This is a genomic window from Streptomyces sp. NPDC043726 (genome assembly GCF_056436565.1).
The window spans coordinates 81,365-100,168 of the sequence record NZ_JBWKCI010000010.1; the positions used below are offsets into that span (position 1 = coordinate 81,365).

The window sequence follows — 18,804 nt, forward strand, 5'->3', positions numbered from 1 at the left end:
GGGTCCCCTCCTGGCGAGAGTGGAGGTGGTCCTCTCCTGGCGAGAGTGGAAGAGGGTCAGTTCTTGCGCCTGCGGGCGGTGACGAGGGCGGCGGCTGCGGCCACCAGGACCAGACAGCCGGCCGCGACACCGAGGGGCAGGGCGAGGGGTGCGCCGTCGTCGTCGGTCGCCTTCGCGACGGGTTCGGCGGACGGCTCGGCGGGATCCGAGGACTTCGGCGACGGGCTCGCCGTAGGACCGCTGCCCAGGTCGGGAAGGGCGGGCAGTTCGGCGTCCGCGGTGGTGGCCACGGCCAGGGACACGGGGTCCATCTCGGTGCCCGGCTGGTACATCCCGCCGAAGGCCTTGGCGCCGCGCGCGGTGAGTTTCGCGGGGGCCTCGGTGAGCTTCGCGAGGCCCTTCTCGGACTTCAGACCCTTCGCCGTGAAGGTGACCAGCGGGACCTTGGTGCCGGTGAAGTCGGGGGTGACGACATCGGCGTAGAGCGTGCCCTTGCCGTCCTCGACGGTGACGCGGATCTTGCTCAGCCTCAGGTCGAGGCCCTGCTCGCCGGTGAAGCGGACGGCGCCCTTGAAGCGGGCCGTCAACTCCCCGCTGCTGTAGGTCCCTTCGCCCGCGGGGAAGCGGAAGAGCGCTCCCCCGTCCTGGGCGCCGGCGGACAGCGTCCACTTGCCGTGGGCGATGTCGCCGGTGACGTACTCCCGGAAGGTGCGGCGCACGCCCCAGTCGACGGCGCCGTCCTCGATCGCGCCGCCCGAAGTCTTTTTGTTGGCCGGGGACTTGGACTTGGCAGGGGACTTGGTGGCGGTGGGCGTGGGTGACTCGGTCACGGCGGCCGGCTGGACGTCCGCCGACAGGCTCACCGGGTCCAGCGCGGTCCCGGCCGTGTAGTAACCGGCGAAGGACTGGGCGCCCTGGGCGGTGAGGGTGGCGGGGAGGTTGTTGAGTACGACGGTGTCGCCGCCGCCCGTCATGTCGATGCCGCCCAGCGAGAGGGAGGCGAAGGGCACCTGGCTGGACGTCGTGACCGTCCCGGTGCCCTTCGCCTTGCTGGTGACGTCCACGTAGAGGGTCCCGGCTGAGCCGGAGATCCGGACGGTGGGGCGGCTGATGGTGAGGTCGAGCTGGTAGCTCCCCGAGTCCGTCTGGTGGCCGAGGAAGTGGACTCCGCCGGAGAAGGACGCGGTGAAGGCACCGGTGCCGCCGTCGTAGCCGCCGGTGGCCGAGTGGAAGCGGAAGCTTCCGGTGCCGACCGTGGCCGCGCCACCGGTCAGGGAGTAACCGCCGTTCGCGATGGGGCCGGTGACATAGCTCTGGAAGGAGGACTTGATGCCCCAGTCGAGCCGGCCGCCCTGCACGGTACGGCTCGCGGCGTGTGCGTCGGCCGTCGGGAGCAGGGCTCCGAGGACGGCCAGGAACAGCGCGGCGAGCAGGCCGTAGAGGCGTCTCGGCAGGGGTGGGGACATGGGTGACCTCCGGGGACAGCGAGATCCGGCCAGGGTCCGCTGACTTCTGGCCAGGTGAGGTAAGGCTAACCTAAACTACGACCGCTCCGATCGGGAGGTCAGGAACCGGACTCAGCCGAGTCATCAGCTGAGCCACAGGAAAAGGCGCACGTCAGACGGGCGCGGAGAGGAACGGCCGACAGTGCGACGCTTGCGCACACGACTGGCGGGAGCACTGCTGGCGGTGCTCGCCCTGACGACGGCGACGGGGTGCGGGGGCGGTGCCAGTGCGGCACCCGCCGCGCACACGGCTGCCGACCGGGTGGAGCCCCTCTCCCCCGCGCCCACCCCCGAGCTGCCGGTCACGGTCGGTTCCGCCGACGGCGAGCGGGTGACCGTCGAGAGGGCCGCGCGGATCGTGCCCCTGTCCGGCAGCCTCAGCGAGATCGTGTTCACGCTCGGGCTCGGTGACCGGGTCGTCGCCCGTGACATCACCGCCACCTTCGCGCAGGCCGAGAAGCTGCCCGTGGTGACCCGGGGTCATGACGTCTCCGCCGAGAGCGTGCTCTCGCTCCGGCCGGACCTCGTGCTCGCCGAGACCAGCAGCGGGCCGGCGGAGGCGATGGAGCAGATCCGCGCGGCGGGGGTGCCGGTGCTGGTGGTGGACCCGGCGCGAGGTCTCGCCGACGTCGGCACGCGGATCCGGGCGGTGGCGGAGGCGCTCGGCGTACCGGCGGCCGGTGAACGCCTCACGATCCGCTCGGAGGACCGGATCTCGGCCGTACGCGAGGACGTTCCGCGCGTGAGCGAGAAGCCGCGGGTCGCCTTCCTGTACCTGCGCGGCTCGGCCTCCGTCTATCTCATCGGCGGCAAGGGGTCCGGGGCTACGTCGCTGATCGAGGCGGCGGGCGGGGTGGACGCCGGTGCCGAGTCCGGGCTGACGAAGGACTTCACCGCGATCACCAGTGAGGCGCTGGTGAAGGCCGCGCCGGACGCGATTCTCGTGATGTCCAAGGGACTTGAGTCGGTCGGCGGGATCGACGGGCTGGTGAGGATCCCGGGCGTCGCGCAGACCCCGGCCGGGATGGACCGGCGAGTCGTGTCCGTCGAGGACGGGGTCCTCCTCAACTACGGGCCGCGCACCGACCAGGTGCTCGAGTCGGTCGTCGAGCAGCTCTACAAGGACGGTTCCGCGTGAGCGTGACGGAGAAGGCGGCGGCCGCGCAGTCGGAGACCGCACCGGCGCACCGGCCGCGTACGGCGGCCTGGTTGCTGACCGTTGGACTGGTGGTCGCGCTGGTGGTGCTGGTGCCGGTCGCGGCCGGGATCGGGGCGTATCCGGTGCCGGTCGGGGAGGTGCTCTCGTCGGTGCAGCACCGGATCGGGCTCGGGGGCGCGGAGTTGGACCGGGTGGCGGAGTCCGTGCTGTGGAACGTGCGGTTCCCGCGGATCGTGCTCGCCCTGCTCATCGGGGCCTCGCTGGGCTGTGCCGGGGCGCTGATGCAGGGCGTGTTCGGCAACCCGCTCGCGGAGCCGGGGGTCATCGGGATCTCGTCCGGGGCGGCGGTGGGCGCGGTGGCGTCGATCGCGCTGGGCCTGAACTTCCTCGGCACGTGGACGGTTTCGGTGGCGGCGTTCGTGGCCGGCCTCGCGACGGTTCTGCTGGTGTACGTCATGTCGCGCTCGGGGGGCCGTACGGAGGTCGTGACGCTGATCCTGACCGGGATCGCGGTGAACGCGTTCGCGGGGGCGGTGATCGGGCTGTTCCTGTTCTTCGCGGACGCGGCGGCGATCCAGCAGATCACGTTCTGGCAGCTGGGGTCGTTGTCGCAGGCGACCTGGCCGAAGGTGCTGGCGGTACTGCCGTGCGCGGCGCTGGGCCTGGTGGTGGCCCCGCTGTACTCCCGCCGCCTGGACCTGCTGTCGCTGGGCGAACGTCCGGCGCGGCATCTGGGGGTGGACGTCGAGCGGCTCCGCATCACCCTGGTCTTCGTCATCGCGCTGCTCACGGCGGCGGCGGTGAGCGTGTCGGGGATCATCAGCTTCGTGGGCCTGGTCGTCCCGCACCTCCTCCGGATGGCGGCGGGCCCGGGGCATCGGTTCCTGGTCCCGGCGAGCGCGCTGCTGGGAGCGGTGGTGCTGTTGGCGGCGGACTTGGCGTCCCGCACGCTGGCGTCTCCGGCGGAGCTGCCACTTGGTGTTCTTACGGCCCTTCTTGGCAGCCCTTTCTTCTTCTGGCTGCTGCGGAGGACTCGGCGGCGGCAAGGGGGGTGGGCGTGAAGGTCGTATGCCGGGTGCGGGTGCGTGGGGGCGGCATGGGTGGGGTGGGCGTGAAGGTCGTATGCCGGCTGCGGGAGCGTGAGGGCGGCAAGGGGGGTGGGGGTGAAGGTCGTATGCCGGGTGCGGGTGCGTGGGGGCTGGTCGCGCAGTTCCCCGCGCCCCTGGGGAGTCGACCTCGCCGTCAGTTGCACAGCACGCACCCTCTCCCACACCGCCCAAACGCCAAGCCCTCAGCCTTCACCCGCACCACTCATCACGCAGCCCTTCATCATCACCCGCCCACCTGCTGTCCCGCCCTATCACCACCGGCCTCCTCTTTCCCGCCGCAACGGCGCTCAGCCCCCACTCCGCCCCCGGCGGTGCCGAACCCCCTCAGCCGCCCCCTCCAAGGACCCCGCCCATGAGACTCCTCCGTACCCGGCCCACTCCCCCGCACCCCGCCTCCCCCGGTGACACCCTCGCCGAGGCCGAAGACCTCCGGGTGCGTCTCGGTGGTCGCGAGGTTCTCCATGGCGTGGATGTCAGCGTCCGTGCCGGGGAGTTGCTTGCCCTCGTCGGGCCCAACGGCGCCGGTAAGTCCACGTTGCTCGGGGCGCTCGCCGTCGACATCCCGGCCGTCGGTGGAGTCGTGCGGGTTCACGGCCGCCCCGCCACGGAGTGGTCCGCGCCGGAACTCGCCCTGCGCCGCGCGGTCCTGCCGCAGTCAGCGACGCTGACCTTCCCCTTCTCCGTCGAGGAGGTCGTCAGGATGGGCCGGGCCCCCTGGGCCACCCTCGGCATGGAGGACGACGACGCCGCGGTGGCCGAGGCGATGAAGCTGACCGAGGTCGTCGAATTCGCGCCGCGTCCGTTCAACGCGCTGAGCGGCGGGGAGCGCGCCCGCGTGGCCCTCGCCCGCGTCCTCGCCCAGCGCGCCCCGCTCCTCCTGCTCGACGAGCCGACCGCCGCCCTCGACCTGAAGCACCAGGAGTTGGTCCTGCGCCTGTGCCGGGAGCGGGCGGAGGCGGGCGACGCCGTCGTCGTCGTACTGCATGACCTCGGTCTCGCCGCCGCCTACGCGCACCGCGTGGCCGTCCTGCGCGCCGGTGAGGTCGCCGCCGACGGCGTACCGGCCGAAATCTTCTCCGACCAGCTCCTGTCGGAGGTCTACGACCAGCCCGTCGAGGTGCTCCCCCACCCCCGCACGGGCGCCATCCTGGTCAATCCCCGAAGAAGCCTCTGATTTGCTGAAGGGTGTTCAACTTCCAGCCCGATCCGACCGCCCTCCACCGTCCTCCACCGTCCTCCAGGTCACGGTGTGGCTGCTGTACCTGATCCCGGCGCTCGCACTCTTCTTCGCCCCGGTAGGGTTCGCCTCCGGGAAGGGGAAGGTGAAGGAACCCGATGAGCACGGATCGCGGCCTGCGAAGGCTCCGCAGTCTTGACCGGAGGGTGCTGATAGCGGCCTCTGTGACCGCTTTGTCGTTGACGGCGAGCGGGTGCGTCGTGGTGCACGGGGAACGAGAGTTGATCCCCGCCGCCTCGCAGGCCGAGGCCGCCAAGGCCCTGAAGGACTTCACCGCCGCCTACAACGCGGCGGACGAGGCCTACGACAGCTCCCTGGACGCCGACCATGTCACCGGCGCGCTCGGTGACATCGACGAGGCGCGGCTGGAGGCGGGCCGCGCCAACAGCCCGGACGGCAACGCCGGGCACACTCCGCTGGCGTTCACGGACGCCGAGTTCACCATCCCCAAGAAGCCGGGCTGGCCGCGCTGGTTCCTGGCCGACGCGCAGGCCAACCGCGGCGGTGACTCCCGCTGGCTGCTGGTGTTCACCCGGGACAAGCTGGACGCGCCGTGGGAGGTCGCGTATCTGACGCTGGTGGCGCCGGACGACCTGCCCGAGTTCAAGAAGGACAAGGACGGCTGGGCCGAGGCGGTGGACGCGAACTCCAAGGAGGTCGCCATAGCGCCGGGCAACATGAGCAAGGACTACGCGACCTACCTCCAGGGCGGCGGCGCGATCTTCGCGGACGGCAGCCACACCTCGGACTGGCGGGACAAGCGCGCGAAGAACGCGGAACGGCCGGGCCTGGTCACGCAGTACATCGACGAGCCGCTGACCGAGGGCGACTACGCGCCGCTCGCGCTGCGCACGGCGGACGGCGGGGCGCTGGTGTTCTTCGCCACGCACCACTTCCAGAAGCAGACGGCCGCGCCGGGCACGTCGGTGCCGACGCCCAACAAGGACGTACTGGCCCTGACGAAGGGTGAGATCAAGCAGTCGCTGACGATGGAGTTCGTCTCGAACGAGGTGGCGCTGGACCCGAAGAGGGGTTCCGGGCAGGTGTCGGTGCTGGGCCGGATCGAGGGCCTGACCGGCGCGAAGGGCGAGTAGCCCGCGCCCTCCGGTTCAGCGGCGCGAGGGCCAGGCCGCCTGCGCGTGGTCGGGGCCCTGCCCCGCGTGCCGGGCGCCGGCGTCGGTGAGGACCTCCAGCAGGCTGAGCGGGTCCGGGAGCGGATGCTCGGGCCCGCGGACCCAGCGCACGCCCTGGTCGTCGCCGGTGAGGCGGGCGGGCGGCACGAGGACGTACGAACCGCGGCAGTGCCACCGTAGGCCCGGATGCTCGTCCATCGTCTCGGGGTGGCAGTCCAGTTCGCAGGGCCACCACTCGTCCTCGTCCTCGGGGGTGCCCCGGGTGAGGGTGAAGAAGAGCATGCGGCCGGCGTCGCTCTCGGCGACCGGGCCGACCTCGACGCCCGCGTCGAGGAGGCGGCCGAGGGCCTCGCGGCCGGCTTCCAGGGGGACGTCCAGGACGTCGTGGACCATGCCGGTGGCGGTGATGAAGTTGGCCTGCGGCTGATGGCGGGCCCAGCGCTCGATCTGCCCGCGGTCGGTGGTGGACTGCGTCTGCCAGGCGAACGACACCGGGTGCTGGGCGGGGGTGGGACAGCCGACGCGGTCACAGGAGCAGCGATAGCCCGGGGCGGGGTGGGCGGCGGGGGCCAGTGGCAGTCCCGCCGCGGCGGCGGCGAGCAGCAGGCCCTCACGACCGCCGTCGTCGGCGGCCTGCTGGGGGCGGCGGCCGCGCAGCCACCGGGAGAGTTTGCCCTGCGGGCCTCGGTCGCCGAACTCCGCGCTCATCTATCCCCTCGCCTCGCTGTCGTGCGGAACAGCATGCCTTATGGTCCCACCATCCTGCGCTCCGGGGGGCCGGAGCCGACAACAGGGGTAGGTGGGACGAGCCCGGGATCGAGTGTCATTGCACGCTTTGACACGATTTACGGCCCTACGGTGTCGCCATGGTCACCTGGACCGGACTGACCGCCTCCGTGGCGTGCGCGGCCTGCCTGATCTCCCCGGCCCCGCTGGAGTGGGGCCGGGCACCGCTGACCATGGACGCGCTCCCCCGCATCACCTACGTCGCCCATCGCGGCGGCGCCCGCGAGGTCCCCGAGAACAGCATGGCGGGCCTGACGGCGGCTTTCGCGCGCGGGACGGCGCAGGTGCTGGACTTCGACACCCGCGTCCTGCGCGACGGCACGCCGGTGGTCCTGCACGACCCGACCCTGGACCGGACGGCCCACGGCACCGGCGAGGTGCGCGCGCTGGACGCCCGCGCCTGGTCGGCCGTACGGCTGCGGCCCGCCCGTTCGCTCCCGGGGCGCTGGAGTCCGGAGCGCCCGCCGACGGTGGCGGAGGTGCTGGACCGCTTCGGCGGGCGGATCGTGCTGATGCTGGAGGCGAAGGAGCCGGGGAGCCTGGGCCGTCTCGCCGCGCTGATCCGCGCCCGGCGCCTGACCCGCTCGGTGCTGGTGAACACGAACGACCCGGAGGTGGCGCGGCGCGCGGACCGCCTGGGCCTGCTCACACAGCTGTGGCGCTCGGCGCGCCAGCTGCGCACGGACCGCCCCGCCGCGTGGCGGTCCTACGTGGACGTCCTGGACGTGGACCACCGGGCGCGGGACGCCGATCTGCGGCGGGCGGTGCGGTCGGGGATCCCCCGGGTGTGGGCGCACACGGTGGTGACCCCGGCCCAGCGGGACCGCGTACTGGCGCTGGGCTGCGACGGGGTGATCACGGACGCGCCGGGGCGGCTGGCGCGGACGGCGGTCCGGTCAGGTGTTCGGCGGCGTGTTCAGCGGGGCGTTCAGCGGGGCGCGATGCCGTGGAGGGCGTAGTCGACGAGGGTGTCGGTGTACTCGTAGGAGATGGGCCCGGTGTACTGCAGCCAGCGCTGCGCGACGGGTGAGACGAACAGCTCCAGCGCGATGCGCGGGTCTACGTCCGGGCGGACGTCCCCGCTGTCCTGGGCGGCGCGCAGGCGGTCGGCGTAGAGCTGGAGCGAGGGTTCGAGCATCCTGGCGACGAACTGCCGCCCGAGTTCCTCGTTGACGACACCCTCGGCGGCGAGGGCGCGGGAGGGCACCTCGAAGCGGGGGTCCTTGAGCTCGTCGACGGTGGCGCGCAGCACGGCCTTGAGGTCGGCGGCGAGATCACCGCTGTCGGGGATGGCGTACGGCTCCTGCCCCGCCTCCCGGGTCACCTGCTCGCCGAGGTCGAGGAAGGCCTCCATCAGCACTTCCGCCTTCGACGACCACCAGCGGTAGATCGTCTGCTTGCCGACGCCGGCGCGGGCGGCGATGCCCTCGATGGTGGTCTTGGGGTATCCCACCTCGGCGACCAGGGCGAGGGCGGCGTCGTAGATGGCGCGGCGGGACTTCTCGCTGCGGCGAGTGGAGTCGGGGGCGAGGTTCTTGGCCATGGGTCGAATTTATCAGGTTGACAAGACGGAACGTCTCGCTGGAGCCTGTAGATGTCATGAAACCGAGACGATACGTCTCGGCTTACGTTGGATGGCGGAAGGAGCCGACGATGTCGCGAGGCGGAGCCGGAAACATGCTCGGAGTGGGCGGCACCCGAAGGAACCTCGGCCGTGACGCGCTGCGCGGCGGCGGCCGGGGCGAGCGGGTGGGCGGCGCCCAGGACCCCCAGGCGCGGAAGCGGGAGCTGCTGCGGAAGCTTCAGGAGCGGCGCGGGGAGGAAGGCGGGGCGGACGAGTAGGCCCCGCCGCCGGCTACCCGGTCTGTCACTGGCCACCCGGTCTGTCAGTGGCCACCCGGTCTGTCACTGGGCGGCGGCCGGGGGCCAGGGGTCGCCCCAGTCCGCGTCCCGGGCCGCCTTGTAGAGGTCGCCGTGGCGTTTGGTGACGGTGGTCCGGGCGAGGGCGGGGTCCGTCTCGCACAGGTCGAGGAGGACCTGGCCCTTGCGGATCTGAGGCTTGCGGACGACCCGGGAGGGGGCCGGGGTGACCGGGAAGCGGGCGGCGGCGACGTAGGCGAACTTCTCGTCCTCGTAGGCGAGGGAGCCACCCTTGATCTTGCGGTGCAGGGAGGAGCGGGAGACGCGGGTGGCGAAGTGGCACCAGTCGCTGCCGGGGGTGATGGGACAGCCGGCGCTGTGCGGGCAGGGGGCGGCGATGTGGAACCCGGCGCCGATCAGGCGGTCGCGGGCCTCGATGACGCGGGTGTACCCGTCGGGGGTGCCGGGTTCGACGATGACGACGGCCTGGGCGGCGGAGGCGACGGTGTCGACGAGGGAGTCGCGGTCCTGTCGGGTGAGCTCGTTGAGGACGTAGGAGACGGTGACGAGATCGGTGCTCTCGATGGAGAGCGCTGATCCGATACGAGAGCGCTGCCAGCGGACGTCGTGGAGTTCCGGGTTGGCGGCGGCGAGCTCACGCCCGAGGGCGAGGGCGGGCTCGGCCCAGTCGAGGACGGTGCTGCGGCGGGGAGCGGGCCAGGTGGCGTTCACGGCCCAGGTGGCGGCGCCGGTGCCGCCACCGACGTCGACATGGCTGCTCGGCGCCCACTCAGGGGCGGCCTCGGCGAACGCCTCCAGCGCGGCGCGGACGGCGCCGAAGGTGGCGGGCATGCGGTAGGCGGCGTACGCGGCGACGTCGGCACGGTCCCGCAGGATGGGCGCGTCCGTGGGCGTCGCCCCGCGATAGTTGGCGATCAGCCGCTCGACGGCGGCGGAGGCCTGCCGAGCCGGAAGACCGTCGAGGAGCCCGGCAAGGGCGGTACGCAGAATCTCGTCCGAGGCAGCAGGCGCGTTCACCCACCGATTCTAATCTCGCCCCCGCCGGCCCTACCCGTCCCATCCTCCAGGGGCCGGCCGCCCCTTCGACCTCGCTCTCAGGCTGAATTCCGCCGCGCCGGGGTTTTTCAGCCCGTCCGGCGTTTGAGGACGAGGCCCGTTCAGGGCCGAAGCGGGGGTCTGGGGGCGCAGCCCCCAGGGATGGGACGGGTAGGGGCGGCGGGGGCGAAACCCGTGCCCCGCGTCAGCGTTCCCGCACCGCCCGCGCCACCCGCGACGCCGCCGCCGCTCGCGGCCTGCTGTCCGCTGCCCGCCGCCGGGGATGGACCGTGTTCGCCAGGAGCACCAGAAACGTGTCCGTGGCCCGGTCCAGGACCAGCATCGTGCCGGTGAACCCCGTATGGCCCGCCGCCCCCCGCCCCGCCAACTCCCCCATGAACCACTCCTGGTCCATCGCGAACCCCAGCCCCGGCGGCGTCAGCAGCAGCTCCACGAAGTCTGGTCCCAGGATGCGGGCCGGACCGTAGGAGCCCCCGGCGAGCAGCGCCCGGCAGAACACCGCGAGGTCCCGCGCCGTCGAGAACAGGCCCGCGTGCCCCGCCACCCCGCCCAGCGCCCACGCGTTCTCGTCGTGCACGACGCCCCGCAGCATGCCCCGCTCGGCCTTCGCCCACGGCCGCCGCTGGTCCTCCGTCGCCGCGGCGCCCGGATACGGCCCGAAGCGGGTCGCCGTCATGCCGAGCGGCCGGGTGATGCCGTCGTGAACCAGGACGTCGAGGCCGCGCCCGGTGATGCGCTCCAGGACCTGTTGCAGCAGCAGGAGGTTGACGTCCGAGTAGCAGTACGTCCCCGGCACCCCCACCGGCACCTCCGCCCGCAGCCGGGCCCACCGCTCCGCGTCGTCGGCGCAGTCGTACAGCGGAACCTCCGGCCGCATCCCGGACGTGTGCGTCAGCAGCTGCCGTACCGTCACCCCGTGCCGCGCCGCCCCGCGGAAGTCCGGGAGATACGCCCCCACCTCCGCGTCGATCCCGAGCGTCCCCCGCTCGATCTGCTGCACCGCGGCCACGGCCGTGAAGACCTTCGTCAGGGACGCCAGGTCGAAGGCGGTCCGCACCGTCATCGGGACGCGGGAGGACACGGGGAGCTCCACCCCGGCGTCCTTCTGCGGGTCGTACGAGGCGTATCGCACCGCCCAACCCGCCGCCTCCTCCACGGCCACACAGGGGCCACGTCCGGCGATCACCACGGCCCCCGCCGCCCAGGGCCGCTCGCCCGTCGTGAGGGCGTGGACCTCGCGGACCAGGTGGGCGAGTTCCTCGGGGTCGAGGCCCGCCCGTTCCGGAGTGTCGCCGCGCAGTCTCGGTGCGCTCAGCTCCCCGCTCCCTCCACGCTCGCCGCCGTGTCCCCACGCTTGTTCCAGGGACGGCACATTCCCACGAAGCAGGCCGACGCCACCAGCGCGGCGGCCAGTTGGACCACCGCCATGGGTACGGCCGTGTCCTCCCCGGCGACCCCCACCAGGGGCGAGGCGACCGCGCCGATCAGGAAGGACGAGGTACCCAGCAACGCCGACGCCGAACCCGCCGCCTGCTTGGTGCGCAGCAGCGCCAGGGTCTGGGTGTTGGGCAGCGTGACGCCCATGGCCGACATCAGTACGAACAGCGCGGCGGCCACCGGCACCAGGCCCACCTCGCCGAACACGCCCGCCGACATCAGCAGCAGCGCCGTGGCGGCCAGCAGCACCACGCCGAGGCCGACCGCGAGCACCGAGTCCAGGCTCACCCGCCCGACCAGCACCTTGCCGTTGATCTGGCCGACGATGACCAGCCCGATGGAGTTCAGGCCGAACAGCAGACTGAAGGTCTGCGGGGAGGCGCCGTAGATCTCCTGGATCACGAAGGGGGAGGCGGCGATGTACGCGAACAGCGCGGCGAAGGCGAAGCCGCCGGTCAGCATGTAGCCCGCGAAGGCGCGGTCGGCGAGCAGCCCCCGCATCGAGCGCAGGGCCTCGCCGACGCCTCCCGAGTGCCGGTCGGCCGGGTCGAGGGTCTCCGGCAGCCGGGCCCACACCACGCCCGCCAGCGCCACCCCGACCACGGTCAGGACGACGAACACGCCCCGCCAGTCGGTGACCCGCAGGATCTGGCCGCCGATCAGGGGCGCCACGATCGGCGCGACGCCGGAGATCAGCATGAGGGTGGAGAAGAAGCGGGCCATCGCGACGCCGTCGTAGAGGTCGCGGACGACCGCGCGGGCGATCACGATTCCGGCGGCGCCCGCGAGCCCCTGCGCGAGCCGGAAGGCGACCAGGAACTCGACCGTCGGCGCGATGGCGCACAGGGCGGTGGCGAGGACGTACACCGCGAGGCCGATCAGCAGCGGGCGTCGGCGGCCCCAGCGGTCGCTCATCGGGCCGACCACGAGCTGGCCGAGCGCCATGCCGGCGAGGCAGGCGGTGAGGGTGAGCTGGACGGTCGCGGCGGGGGCGCTGAGGGCCCCGGTGACCTGCGGGAGGGCGGGCAGGTACATGTCCATCGCCAGCGGGGGCGTGGCGGTCAGCCCGCCGAGGACGAGGGTGACCAGCAGACCGGTACGCCGCATGGCGCGGGCGGCCGGTTCCGCCTTCGGTACGGCCGCCTGCGTTTGGTTCGGTATGGATGCCCTGGACGCCCCGGTGTCGGGCATGTGCCCCTCCCTCTTCTCACGATGCCGCCCCTATGCTCTCAGCTCGAACACAGTGCCGAGGGTCACTACAGCAAGGGTGGGGTTCGGGGATGAGTGAGCAGAAGGTGCGCTGGGGGATCCTGGCGACCGGGGGGATCGCGGCCACGTTCACGGCCGACCTGGTGGACCTGCCGGACGCCGAGGTCGTGGCGGTGGCCTCGCGGTCGCAGGCGTCGGCGGACGCGTTCGCGGAGCGGTTCGGGATCGGGCGCGCGTACGGCGACTGGGCCGCGCTGGCGGCCGACGAGGACATCGATGTCGTGTACGTCGCCACTCCGCACTCGGCGCACCGGGTCGCCGCGGGCCTGTGCCTGGAGGCCGGGCGGAACGTGCTGTGCGAGAAGGCCTTCACGCTGAACGCGCGGGAGGCCGAGGAGCTGGTCGGCCTCGCGAAGGCGCGCGGGAGCTTCCTGATGGAGGCCATGTGGATGTACTGCAATCCGCTGGTCCGGAAGCTGAAGGCGCTGGTCGACGACGGGGCGATCGGCGAAGTGCGCAGTGTGCAGGCCGACTTCGGGCTGGCCGGGCCCTTCCCGCCCGCGCACCGGCTGCGTGACCCGCTGCAGGGCGGGGGCGCGCTGCTCGATCTCGGGGTCTACCCGGTGTCGTTCGCGCAGCTGCTGCTCGGGGAGCCCTCGGACATCGTCGCGAGAGCGGTGCTCTCGGACGAGGGCGTCGATCTCCAGACCGGAGCACTGCTCTCCTGGGAGAGCGGCGCTCTCGCTTCGGTGCACTGCTCCATCATCGGCGGTACGGCGACCTCGGCGTCGGTCACCGGCTCGCACGGCCGGATCGACATCCCCTACGGCTTCTTCTTCCCGGACCACTTCGTCCTGCACCGGGACGGCCGCGACCCGGAGCGGTTCGCCGCCGACCCGGCCGACGGCCCTCGCGCCAGCCTGCGCCACGAGGCCGCCGAGGTGATGCGCGCCCTGCGGGCCGGGGAGACGGAGTCCCCGCTCGTCCCGCTGGACGGCACCCTCGCCGTGATGCGGACGCTCGACGCGATCCGGGACCGCGTCGGCGTCCGCTACCCGAGCGAGACGGGCGAACCCTCGGGCGAGACGGGCGAACCCTCGGGCGAGACGGCGCTCACGCCGGCTTGAGCCCCGGCTCCCCCACCTCCGTCACGAAGGACGCGGCCGTCGTGACCGGCGCCCCCGGCGTGGTCACGTACGGCACCGTCCGGAAGTCGGCCCGCGCCTGCCGCTCGTCCAGCGCGACGGTCACATAGCCGCGCCGGCCGTTGTAGAACTTCAGGTGCGGGTTGGCGGTCATGTAGGTGTCCCAGTTCGCGGGCTTGTCGGCGCCGTCCCGGCCGCTCGCGATCGAGGTCGCCACGATCTCCGTGCCCCGGATCCGCGAGGCCGGGTCGTCGAAGTCGTCCTTGATGTCGAAGGCGTACCCGACGTGCACATCGCCGGTGAGCACCATCAGGTTGTCGACGCCCGCGGCCTCGGCGCCGTCCAGGATCCGGCGGCGGGAGGCGCGGTAGCCGTCCCAGGCGTCCATCGAGACCCGGGAGGGCTCGACGAGGTCGAACTTGCGCTGGGAGAAGACGACCTGCTGCGGGACGACGTTCCACAGCGCCCGCGAGGACCGCCAGCCGTCCAGCAGCCACCGCTCCTGCGTCTCACCGGTCATCGTGCGCGCCGGGTCGTCGACCTCGGGCCCGGGCACCTTGGCGCCGTCGCCCTGGGCCTGGTTGGAGCGGTACTGCCGGGTGTCGAGCACGTCGAACTGGGCGAGCCGGCCCCACTTCAGGCGCCGGTAGAGCTGCATGTCGGGGCCCTCGGGGAGCTGGGGGCGGCGCAGCGGCTGGTGCTCCCAGTAGGCGCGGTAGGCGGAGGCGCGGCGCAGCAGGAACTCCTCCGGCGGGACGCTGTTCTCGGGGCTGTCGTCGGCGTAGTTGTTCTCGGTCTCGTGGTCGTCCCAGGTGACGACGAAGGGGTGCGCGGCGTGCGCGGCGCGCAGATCGGGGTCGGACTTGTAGAGGGCGTAGCGCAGCCGGTAGTCCTCCAGGGTCAGCGTCTCCCGGTTGAACAGGGCCGGCAGGACGCGGTCGGTGTAGTTGCGGTTGCCGCCGACAGAGTTGACGGCGTACTCGTAGAGGTAATCGCCGAGGTGGAAGACGACGTCGACGTCGTCGGCGGCGAGATGGCCGTACGGGGTGAAGTAGCCGTCGTGGTACGCCTGGCAGGAGACGGCGGCGAGCTTGAGCCCGGAGCCGCGGGCGCCCGGGGCGGGGGCGGTGCGGGTGCGGCCGGTCTCGGAGATCCAGGAGCCGACCCGGAAGCGGTAGTACAGGACGCGGTCGGTGTCGAGGTGGCCGACCTCGACGTGGACGGTGTGCTGGAACTCGGGGTGCGCGGTGGCGGTGCCGCGTCTGACCGGGCGGCGGAAGTTCTCGTCGCGGGCCAGCTCCCAGTGCACGGTGACGCGCTCGGCGGGCAGTCCGCCGTCGGGCTGGTAGGGGGCGGGGGCGAGGCGGGTCCACAGCAGGACCGAGCCGGGCAGCGGGTCGCCGGAGGCGACGCCGAGGGTGAACGGGTTCTCGGTGATCTTCCGGGCGTCCAGCTCGGCGGCGCCCGCGACCCCGGCCGTGGGCAGGTTCACCGCGAAGGCGAGCGCGGCGGCCGCGCCCGTGACCGTGAGGAAGCGACGGCGGCCCAAGTGCCGGGCCGCCGCGCGCAGTTCGGGGGCGTGCTGTGACTGGCGTGCGTCGAGTGTCATCCGGTCCTCCCCTGACGAAATGAATGCACCAGGCATTGGAGTGGCCGGGGACGACTCTCGATTGGCGCGTACACAACACCCGGATGGCGGACGGATGAGTTCCGGATGGCGGACCCTCCCGTACGCTGCGGGGCCATGAATGCGAAGCAAACTGACAGGCCGAGGACCGCCGTGGTGACCGGGGCCGGCTCCGGCATCGGGCGCGCGGTCGCCGTGGAGCTGCTGCGCGCGGGCTGGTCGGTGGCGCTGGCGGGCCGCCGCACCGGGACCCTGGAGGAGACGGCGGCCCTGGCGCCCGAGGGCGCCGCCCTCGCCGTACGCACGGATGTGGCGCGGCCCGAGGAGGTCGCCGCATTGTTCGCCGCCACGGTGGACCGGTTCGGGCGGGTCGACCTGCTGTTCAACAACGCGGGGACGTTCGGGCCGGGCGGGGTGCCGGTGGAGGAGCTGCCCTACGACGCCTGGCGGCACGTGGTGGACACCAACCTCAACGGGGCGTTCCTGTGTGCGCAGGCGGCGTTCCGGCAGATGAAGGAGCAGGACCCCCGGGGCGGCCGGATCATCAACAACGGGTCCATCTCCGCCCATACCCCCCGCCCGCACTCCGTCGCCTACACGGCGACCAAGCACGCGCTGACGGGCCTGACGAAGTCGCTGTCACTGGACGGGCGGCCGTACGACATCGCCGTCGGGCAGATCGACATCGGCAACGCGGCCACCGACATGACGGCCCGCATGCAGACGGGGGCACTTCAGGCCAACGGCGAGGTGGCGCCGGAGCCCGTGATGGACGTGGCCGACGTGGCGCGAACCGTCCGGCACATGGCCGAGCTGCCGCTGGCGGCGAACGTGCAGTTCGCGACGGTGCTGGCGACGGCCATGCCGTACGTGGGACGCGGCTGAGCCAGAGCTGAGGAACGCCGAAGAACTCAGTCTCCTCAACTTGCACAATCGGAATTTGACCGTCCGCACCATTGCGGCCGGTCGGCGGCTTATGCTCAACTCTCCTCCACAAGAGCTTCACAGTTGGAGTGGAGGGCTTCCGGCCACACCGAGGGGGGAGACGGCAGCCGTCCGACGGCGCGGGTTGGGGGTGGACCTCGCGCGGGACCGCGGGGTACGCACCGCGCCGTCGACGGCTGCCGTACGACTCTCAGCAGGTTCACATCCCTTCTCAGCCCGCACCTATCCCTTCCTCACGGCCGCACAACATTCCGTCCCTACCTTGAGGCCGCGCCCACAGCGGGCGCCAAGAACCTTCGAGGAACGGGATGTTTGGCATCTATCTCAAGCGCGAGCTGAGCCGGCGCAAGAAGGCGGCTCTGGTCGTCGCACTGGGTCTGGCGCTCGGAATCGCCCTCGTCATCACGGTCAACTCCGTGTCGGCGGGCATGCAGCAGGCGCAGGACAAGGTCCTGCAGTCCCTCTACGGCCTGGGCACCGACATGACGGTCACCAAGGCCAGATCGGCGCCCAGCGACAACGCCTCGGGCGGACCGAGGTTCGAGTTCGACGCCAAGTCCGACGAGGACGAGGAGCAGAGCTCGGACCGGGTGATGACGCAGGGCGGTGAGGCGCTCAGTGCCTCGCTCGTGACGAAGGTGGCCCGGCAGAGCGGGGTCGCCAACGCGGTCGGCGCGCTGACCCTGAACGTCACGAAGGTCGACGGCTCCTTCACGCAGGGCCAGGCGCAGTCGCAGTCCCAGGGCAGCCAGTCCCAGGGCGGCCCCGGAGGCACGGGCGGCTCCGGCGCCACCGGCCAGCCGCAGGTCCAGGGCGGCGGCGCCTCCTTCGACGTCAACTCCTACTCCGTCGCCGGCGTCGACGTCACCGACCAGGACCTCGGCCCGCTGGCCGGCTCGCAGATCACCTCCGGCAAGACCTTCACGGCGACGCAGACCAGCGCGAAGGTGGCGGTGCTCAGCAAGTCGTACGCGAAGGAGAACGAGTACAAGGTCGGCGAGACCTTCAAGATCTCCGGGACCAAGTACACGATCATCGGCATCGCGACCCCGGAGAGCAGCGAGTCGACGACCGACGTCTACCTGCCCCTGAAGCAGGCCCAGACGCTGGGCGACGCGAAGAACAAGGTCACGACGATCTACGTCAAGGCCACGGACTCCCAGCGGATCGACGCGGTCAAGTCGACGATCCAGAAGAACATCTCCGGTACGACGGTTACGACGTCCGCGGATCTGGCGGAGACGGTGTCGGGGTCCCTGTCGACCGCGTCGAACCTCGCGTCGAGCGTCGGCAAGTGGCTGTCGGTCGCGGTACTGGCGGCGGCGTTCCTGGTCGCGGGCCTGCTGACGTCGTCGGCGGTGACGCGCCGGGTCCGCGAGTTCGGCACCCTGAAGGCCCTGGGCTGGACGTCGGGCCGGGTCACCCGCCAGGTGGTCGGCGAGGCGATCGTCAGCGGCCTGGTGGGCGGTGTCCTCGGTATCGCGGTCGGCCTGGCGGGCGCCTACACGGTGACGGCGATCAGCCCGACCCTGGAGGCTCAACTCGGCTCGACGGGCGGCGGCATGGGCGGCGGCCCCGGTGGCGGCGGCATGGGCGGCGGCCCCGGCGCCCAGCAGTCCTCGAACGCCCTGGAGGTGGCCCTCACGGCCCCGGTCAGCGCGACGACGATCGCCCTGGCGGTGGGCCTGGCGGTGGCGGGCGGCCTGATAGCGGGCGGCTTCGGCGGCTGGCGAGCATCCCGGCTCCGCCCGGCGGACGCACTGAGGCGAGTCGAGTAGCAAGCCTCGGCTGCAACTCCCAGGGGCGCGGGGAACTGCGCGACCAGCCCCCACGAACCCGCACCCGGCGAACCACCCCGAACACCCCCCCAGGAGCCCCCATGTACGACCTCAGAAACGTCACCAAGCGCTACACCCGAGGCAAGGAAACAGTCCTCGCCCTCGACGGCGTCGACCTCACCATCGCGGACGGCGATCAGCTCGTCATCCAGGGACCGACCGGCGGCGGCAAGTCCACGCTGCTCCAGATGATCGGTGGCCTCGACCGCCCCTCCGAGGGCAGCGTCATGCTGGACGACGTCGACCTCGCCACCGTCAGCGAGGCCCGGCTCACCCGCCTGCGCGCCGAGAAGATCGGCATCATCTTCCAGGCGTTCAACCTCATCCCCACCCTCACCGCCCAGGAGAACGTGGAAACCGCGCTCGTCCCCCTCGGCGTCAGCCCCAAGGAGCGCCGCGAACGGGCCGCCGAGGCGCTGAACTCCGTCGGCCTCGGCGAACGCCTCACCCACGTACCGTCGGAGATGTCCGGCGGCCAGCAGCAGCGCGTCGCCATCGCCCGCGCCCTGGTCAAGCGGCCGAAGGTGCTGCTCGCCGACGAACCCACCGGCAACCTCGACGAGGGCACCCGCGACGACATCATGGCCCTGCTGGAGGGGCTGTGGCACGAGTACGGGCTGACCTTCGTCATGGTCACCCACGATTCCTCGATCGCCCGCCGCGCACCCCGCCTCGCCACCATCAAGTCGGGCCGGATCACCCTGACGGAACGGCAGGTGACGTACTAGAGGAAGGGC

General features: G+C 72.2%; 17 protein-coding genes and 1 pseudogene. 11 read left to right on the forward strand and 7 right to left on the reverse strand.

Annotated features, from left to right (window positions below):
• Positions 1–56: 56 nt before the first annotated feature.
• Positions 57–1,466 carry an HtaA domain-containing protein gene (locus AC068Z_RS27875; RefSeq protein ID WP_478561226.1) on the reverse strand — a complete coding sequence of 470 codons (1,410 nt, stop codon included), beginning with the start codon at positions 1,464–1,466 and terminating at the stop codon, positions 57–59.
• Positions 1,467–1,656: 190 nt separating this feature from the next.
• On the opposite strand from AC068Z_RS27875, the gene AC068Z_RS27880 reads away from it, so the two are divergent.
• The 5 genes and pseudogenes from AC068Z_RS27880 to AC068Z_RS27900 all read left to right on the forward strand — a co-directional run bounded on the left by AC068Z_RS27880 (position 1,657) and on the right by AC068Z_RS27900 (position 6,104).
• Positions 1,657–2,643 carry a heme/hemin ABC transporter substrate-binding protein gene (locus AC068Z_RS27880; protein WP_478561229.1) on the forward strand — a complete coding sequence of 329 codons (987 nt, stop codon included), beginning with the start codon at positions 1,657–1,659 and terminating at the stop codon, positions 2,641–2,643.
• A complete protein-coding gene (locus AC068Z_RS27885) occupies positions 2,640–3,725 on the forward strand; it encodes a FecCD family ABC transporter permease (RefSeq protein WP_478561232.1) in 1,086 nt (361 codons plus the stop codon). Before AC068Z_RS27880 ends, AC068Z_RS27885 begins: the two co-directional genes overlap by 4 nt.
• 400 nt (positions 3,726–4,125) lie before the next feature.
• Entirely contained in the window at positions 4,126–4,947 is an 822-nt protein-coding gene (locus tag AC068Z_RS27890) for a heme ABC transporter ATP-binding protein (RefSeq protein ID WP_478561235.1), read from the forward strand.
• An 11-nt stretch (positions 4,948–4,958) separates the two neighbouring features.
• A pseudogene (locus tag AC068Z_RS27895) lies at positions 4,959–5,149 on the forward strand (iron transporter); the annotation flags it as partial.
• Positions 5,109–6,104, forward strand: coding sequence for an SCO2278 family lipoprotein (locus AC068Z_RS27900; protein WP_478561238.1), 996 nt, complete (start codon positions 5,109–5,111; stop codon positions 6,102–6,104). The pseudogene AC068Z_RS27895 and the gene AC068Z_RS27900, both read left to right, overlap by 41 nt.
• A 15-nt stretch (positions 6,105–6,119) precedes the next feature.
• Here AC068Z_RS27900 and AC068Z_RS27905 read toward each other — a convergent pair whose 3' ends face one another.
• Positions 6,120–6,851, reverse strand: a complete 732-nt coding sequence (locus AC068Z_RS27905; protein WP_478561241.1) for a bifunctional DNA primase/polymerase — start codon at positions 6,849–6,851, stop codon at positions 6,120–6,122.
• 158 nt (positions 6,852–7,009) lie between these two features.
• Between AC068Z_RS27905 and AC068Z_RS27910 the strand changes: the two genes are divergently transcribed.
• Complete coding sequence (locus AC068Z_RS27910; protein ID WP_478561243.1) at positions 7,010–7,888, forward strand: glycerophosphodiester phosphodiesterase; 879 nt, start codon at positions 7,010–7,012, stop codon at positions 7,886–7,888.
• Here the strand turns inward: AC068Z_RS27910 and AC068Z_RS27915 are convergent.
• Positions 7,858–8,472 carry a TetR/AcrR family transcriptional regulator gene (locus tag AC068Z_RS27915; protein WP_478561246.1) on the reverse strand — a complete coding sequence of 205 codons (615 nt, stop codon included), beginning with the start codon at positions 8,470–8,472 and terminating at the stop codon, positions 7,858–7,860. The genes AC068Z_RS27910 and AC068Z_RS27915 overlap by 31 nt on opposite strands.
• 110 nt (positions 8,473–8,582) lie before the next feature.
• Between AC068Z_RS27915 and AC068Z_RS27920 the strand changes: the two genes are divergently transcribed.
• A complete protein-coding gene (locus AC068Z_RS27920) occupies positions 8,583–8,771 on the forward strand; it encodes a DUF6243 family protein (protein ID WP_478561249.1) in 189 nt (62 codons plus the stop codon).
• 63 nt (positions 8,772–8,834) lie between these two features.
• On the opposite strand, the gene AC068Z_RS27925 is transcribed toward AC068Z_RS27920, so the two are convergent.
• From AC068Z_RS27925 to AC068Z_RS27935, 3 genes are all read right to left on the reverse strand, one after another.
• On the reverse strand, positions 8,835–9,827 hold the full coding sequence (locus tag AC068Z_RS27925; RefSeq protein WP_478561252.1) for a small ribosomal subunit Rsm22 family protein: 993 nt from the start codon (positions 9,825–9,827) through the stop codon (positions 8,835–8,837).
• Between the two features lie 223 nt (positions 9,828–10,050).
• Positions 10,051–11,238 (reverse strand): serine hydrolase domain-containing protein, encoded by a 1,188-nt coding sequence (locus tag AC068Z_RS27930; RefSeq protein ID WP_478561255.1) that lies wholly within the window; start codon positions 11,236–11,238, stop codon positions 10,051–10,053.
• Complete coding sequence (locus tag AC068Z_RS27935) at positions 11,178–12,494, reverse strand: multidrug effflux MFS transporter (RefSeq protein WP_478561258.1); 1,317 nt, start codon at positions 12,492–12,494, stop codon at positions 11,178–11,180. The genes AC068Z_RS27930 and AC068Z_RS27935 overlap by 61 nt, the downstream gene beginning before the upstream one ends.
• 89 nt (positions 12,495–12,583) lie before the next feature.
• Between AC068Z_RS27935 and AC068Z_RS27940 the strand changes: the two genes are divergently transcribed.
• Positions 12,584–13,639, forward strand: a complete 1,056-nt coding sequence (locus tag AC068Z_RS27940) for a Gfo/Idh/MocA family protein (RefSeq protein WP_478561260.1) — start codon at positions 12,584–12,586, stop codon at positions 13,637–13,639.
• On the opposite strand, the gene AC068Z_RS27945 is transcribed toward AC068Z_RS27940, so the two are convergent.
• Positions 13,626–15,266, reverse strand: a complete 1,641-nt coding sequence (locus AC068Z_RS27945; RefSeq protein WP_478561263.1) for an alkaline phosphatase D family protein — start codon at positions 15,264–15,266, stop codon at positions 13,626–13,628. The genes AC068Z_RS27940 and AC068Z_RS27945 overlap by 14 nt on opposite strands.
• A 135-nt stretch (positions 15,267–15,401) precedes the next feature.
• On the opposite strand from AC068Z_RS27945, the gene AC068Z_RS27950 reads away from it, so the two are divergent.
• The 3 genes from AC068Z_RS27950 to AC068Z_RS27960 all read left to right on the forward strand — a co-directional run bounded on the left by AC068Z_RS27950 (position 15,402) and on the right by AC068Z_RS27960 (position 18,795).
• The gene (locus AC068Z_RS27950; protein WP_478561266.1) at positions 15,402–16,169 is read left to right on the forward strand and encodes an SDR family oxidoreductase; all 768 of its coding nucleotides are present in this window, start codon (positions 15,402–15,404) and stop codon (positions 16,167–16,169) included.
• Positions 16,170–16,537: 368 nt separating this feature from the next.
• Positions 16,538–18,007 carry an ABC transporter permease gene (locus AC068Z_RS27955; RefSeq protein ID WP_478561269.1) on the forward strand — a complete coding sequence of 490 codons (1,470 nt, stop codon included), beginning with the start codon at positions 16,538–16,540 and terminating at the stop codon, positions 18,005–18,007.
• Between the two features lie 101 nt (positions 18,008–18,108).
• Complete coding sequence (locus AC068Z_RS27960) at positions 18,109–18,795, forward strand: ABC transporter ATP-binding protein (RefSeq protein ID WP_478561272.1); 687 nt, start codon at positions 18,109–18,111, stop codon at positions 18,793–18,795.
• The last annotated feature ends 9 nt before the right edge of the window (positions 18,796–18,804 follow it).

What these genes read in the sequence shown, in the direction of transcription:
- AC068Z_RS27875 (WP_478561226.1), bottom strand. Translation starts at nt 1,466, where the DNA reads ATGTCCCCACCCCTGCCGAGACGCCTCTACGGCCTGCTCGCCGCGCTG.
- AC068Z_RS27890 (WP_478561235.1), top strand. Translation starts at nt 4,126, where the DNA reads ATGAGACTCCTCCGTACCCGGCCCACTCCCCCGCACCCCGCCTCCCCC.
- AC068Z_RS27900 (WP_478561238.1), top strand. Translation starts at nt 5,109, where the DNA reads ATGAGCACGGATCGCGGCCTGCGAAGGCTCCGCAGTCTTGACCGGAGG.
- AC068Z_RS27905 (WP_478561241.1), bottom strand. Translation starts at nt 6,851, where the DNA reads ATGAGCGCGGAGTTCGGCGACCGAGGCCCGCAGGGCAAACTCTCCCGG.
- AC068Z_RS27910 (WP_478561243.1), top strand. Translation starts at nt 7,010, where the DNA reads ATGGTCACCTGGACCGGACTGACCGCCTCCGTGGCGTGCGCGGCCTGC.
- AC068Z_RS27915 (WP_478561246.1), bottom strand. Translation starts at nt 8,472, where the DNA reads ATGGCCAAGAACCTCGCCCCCGACTCCACTCGCCGCAGCGAGAAGTCC.
- AC068Z_RS27920 (WP_478561249.1), top strand. Translation starts at nt 8,583, where the DNA reads ATGTCGCGAGGCGGAGCCGGAAACATGCTCGGAGTGGGCGGCACCCGA.
- AC068Z_RS27935 (WP_478561258.1), bottom strand. Translation starts at nt 12,494, where the DNA reads ATGCCCGACACCGGGGCGTCCAGGGCATCCATACCGAACCAAACGCAG.
- AC068Z_RS27940 (WP_478561260.1), top strand. Translation starts at nt 12,584, where the DNA reads ATGAGTGAGCAGAAGGTGCGCTGGGGGATCCTGGCGACCGGGGGGATC.
- AC068Z_RS27945 (WP_478561263.1), bottom strand. Translation starts at nt 15,266, where the DNA reads ATGACACTCGACGCACGCCAGTCACAGCACGCCCCCGAACTGCGCGCG.
- AC068Z_RS27950 (WP_478561266.1), top strand. Translation starts at nt 15,402, where the DNA reads ATGAATGCGAAGCAAACTGACAGGCCGAGGACCGCCGTGGTGACCGGG.
- AC068Z_RS27955 (WP_478561269.1), top strand. Translation starts at nt 16,538, where the DNA reads ATGTTTGGCATCTATCTCAAGCGCGAGCTGAGCCGGCGCAAGAAGGCG.
- AC068Z_RS27960 (WP_478561272.1), top strand. Translation starts at nt 18,109, where the DNA reads ATGTACGACCTCAGAAACGTCACCAAGCGCTACACCCGAGGCAAGGAA.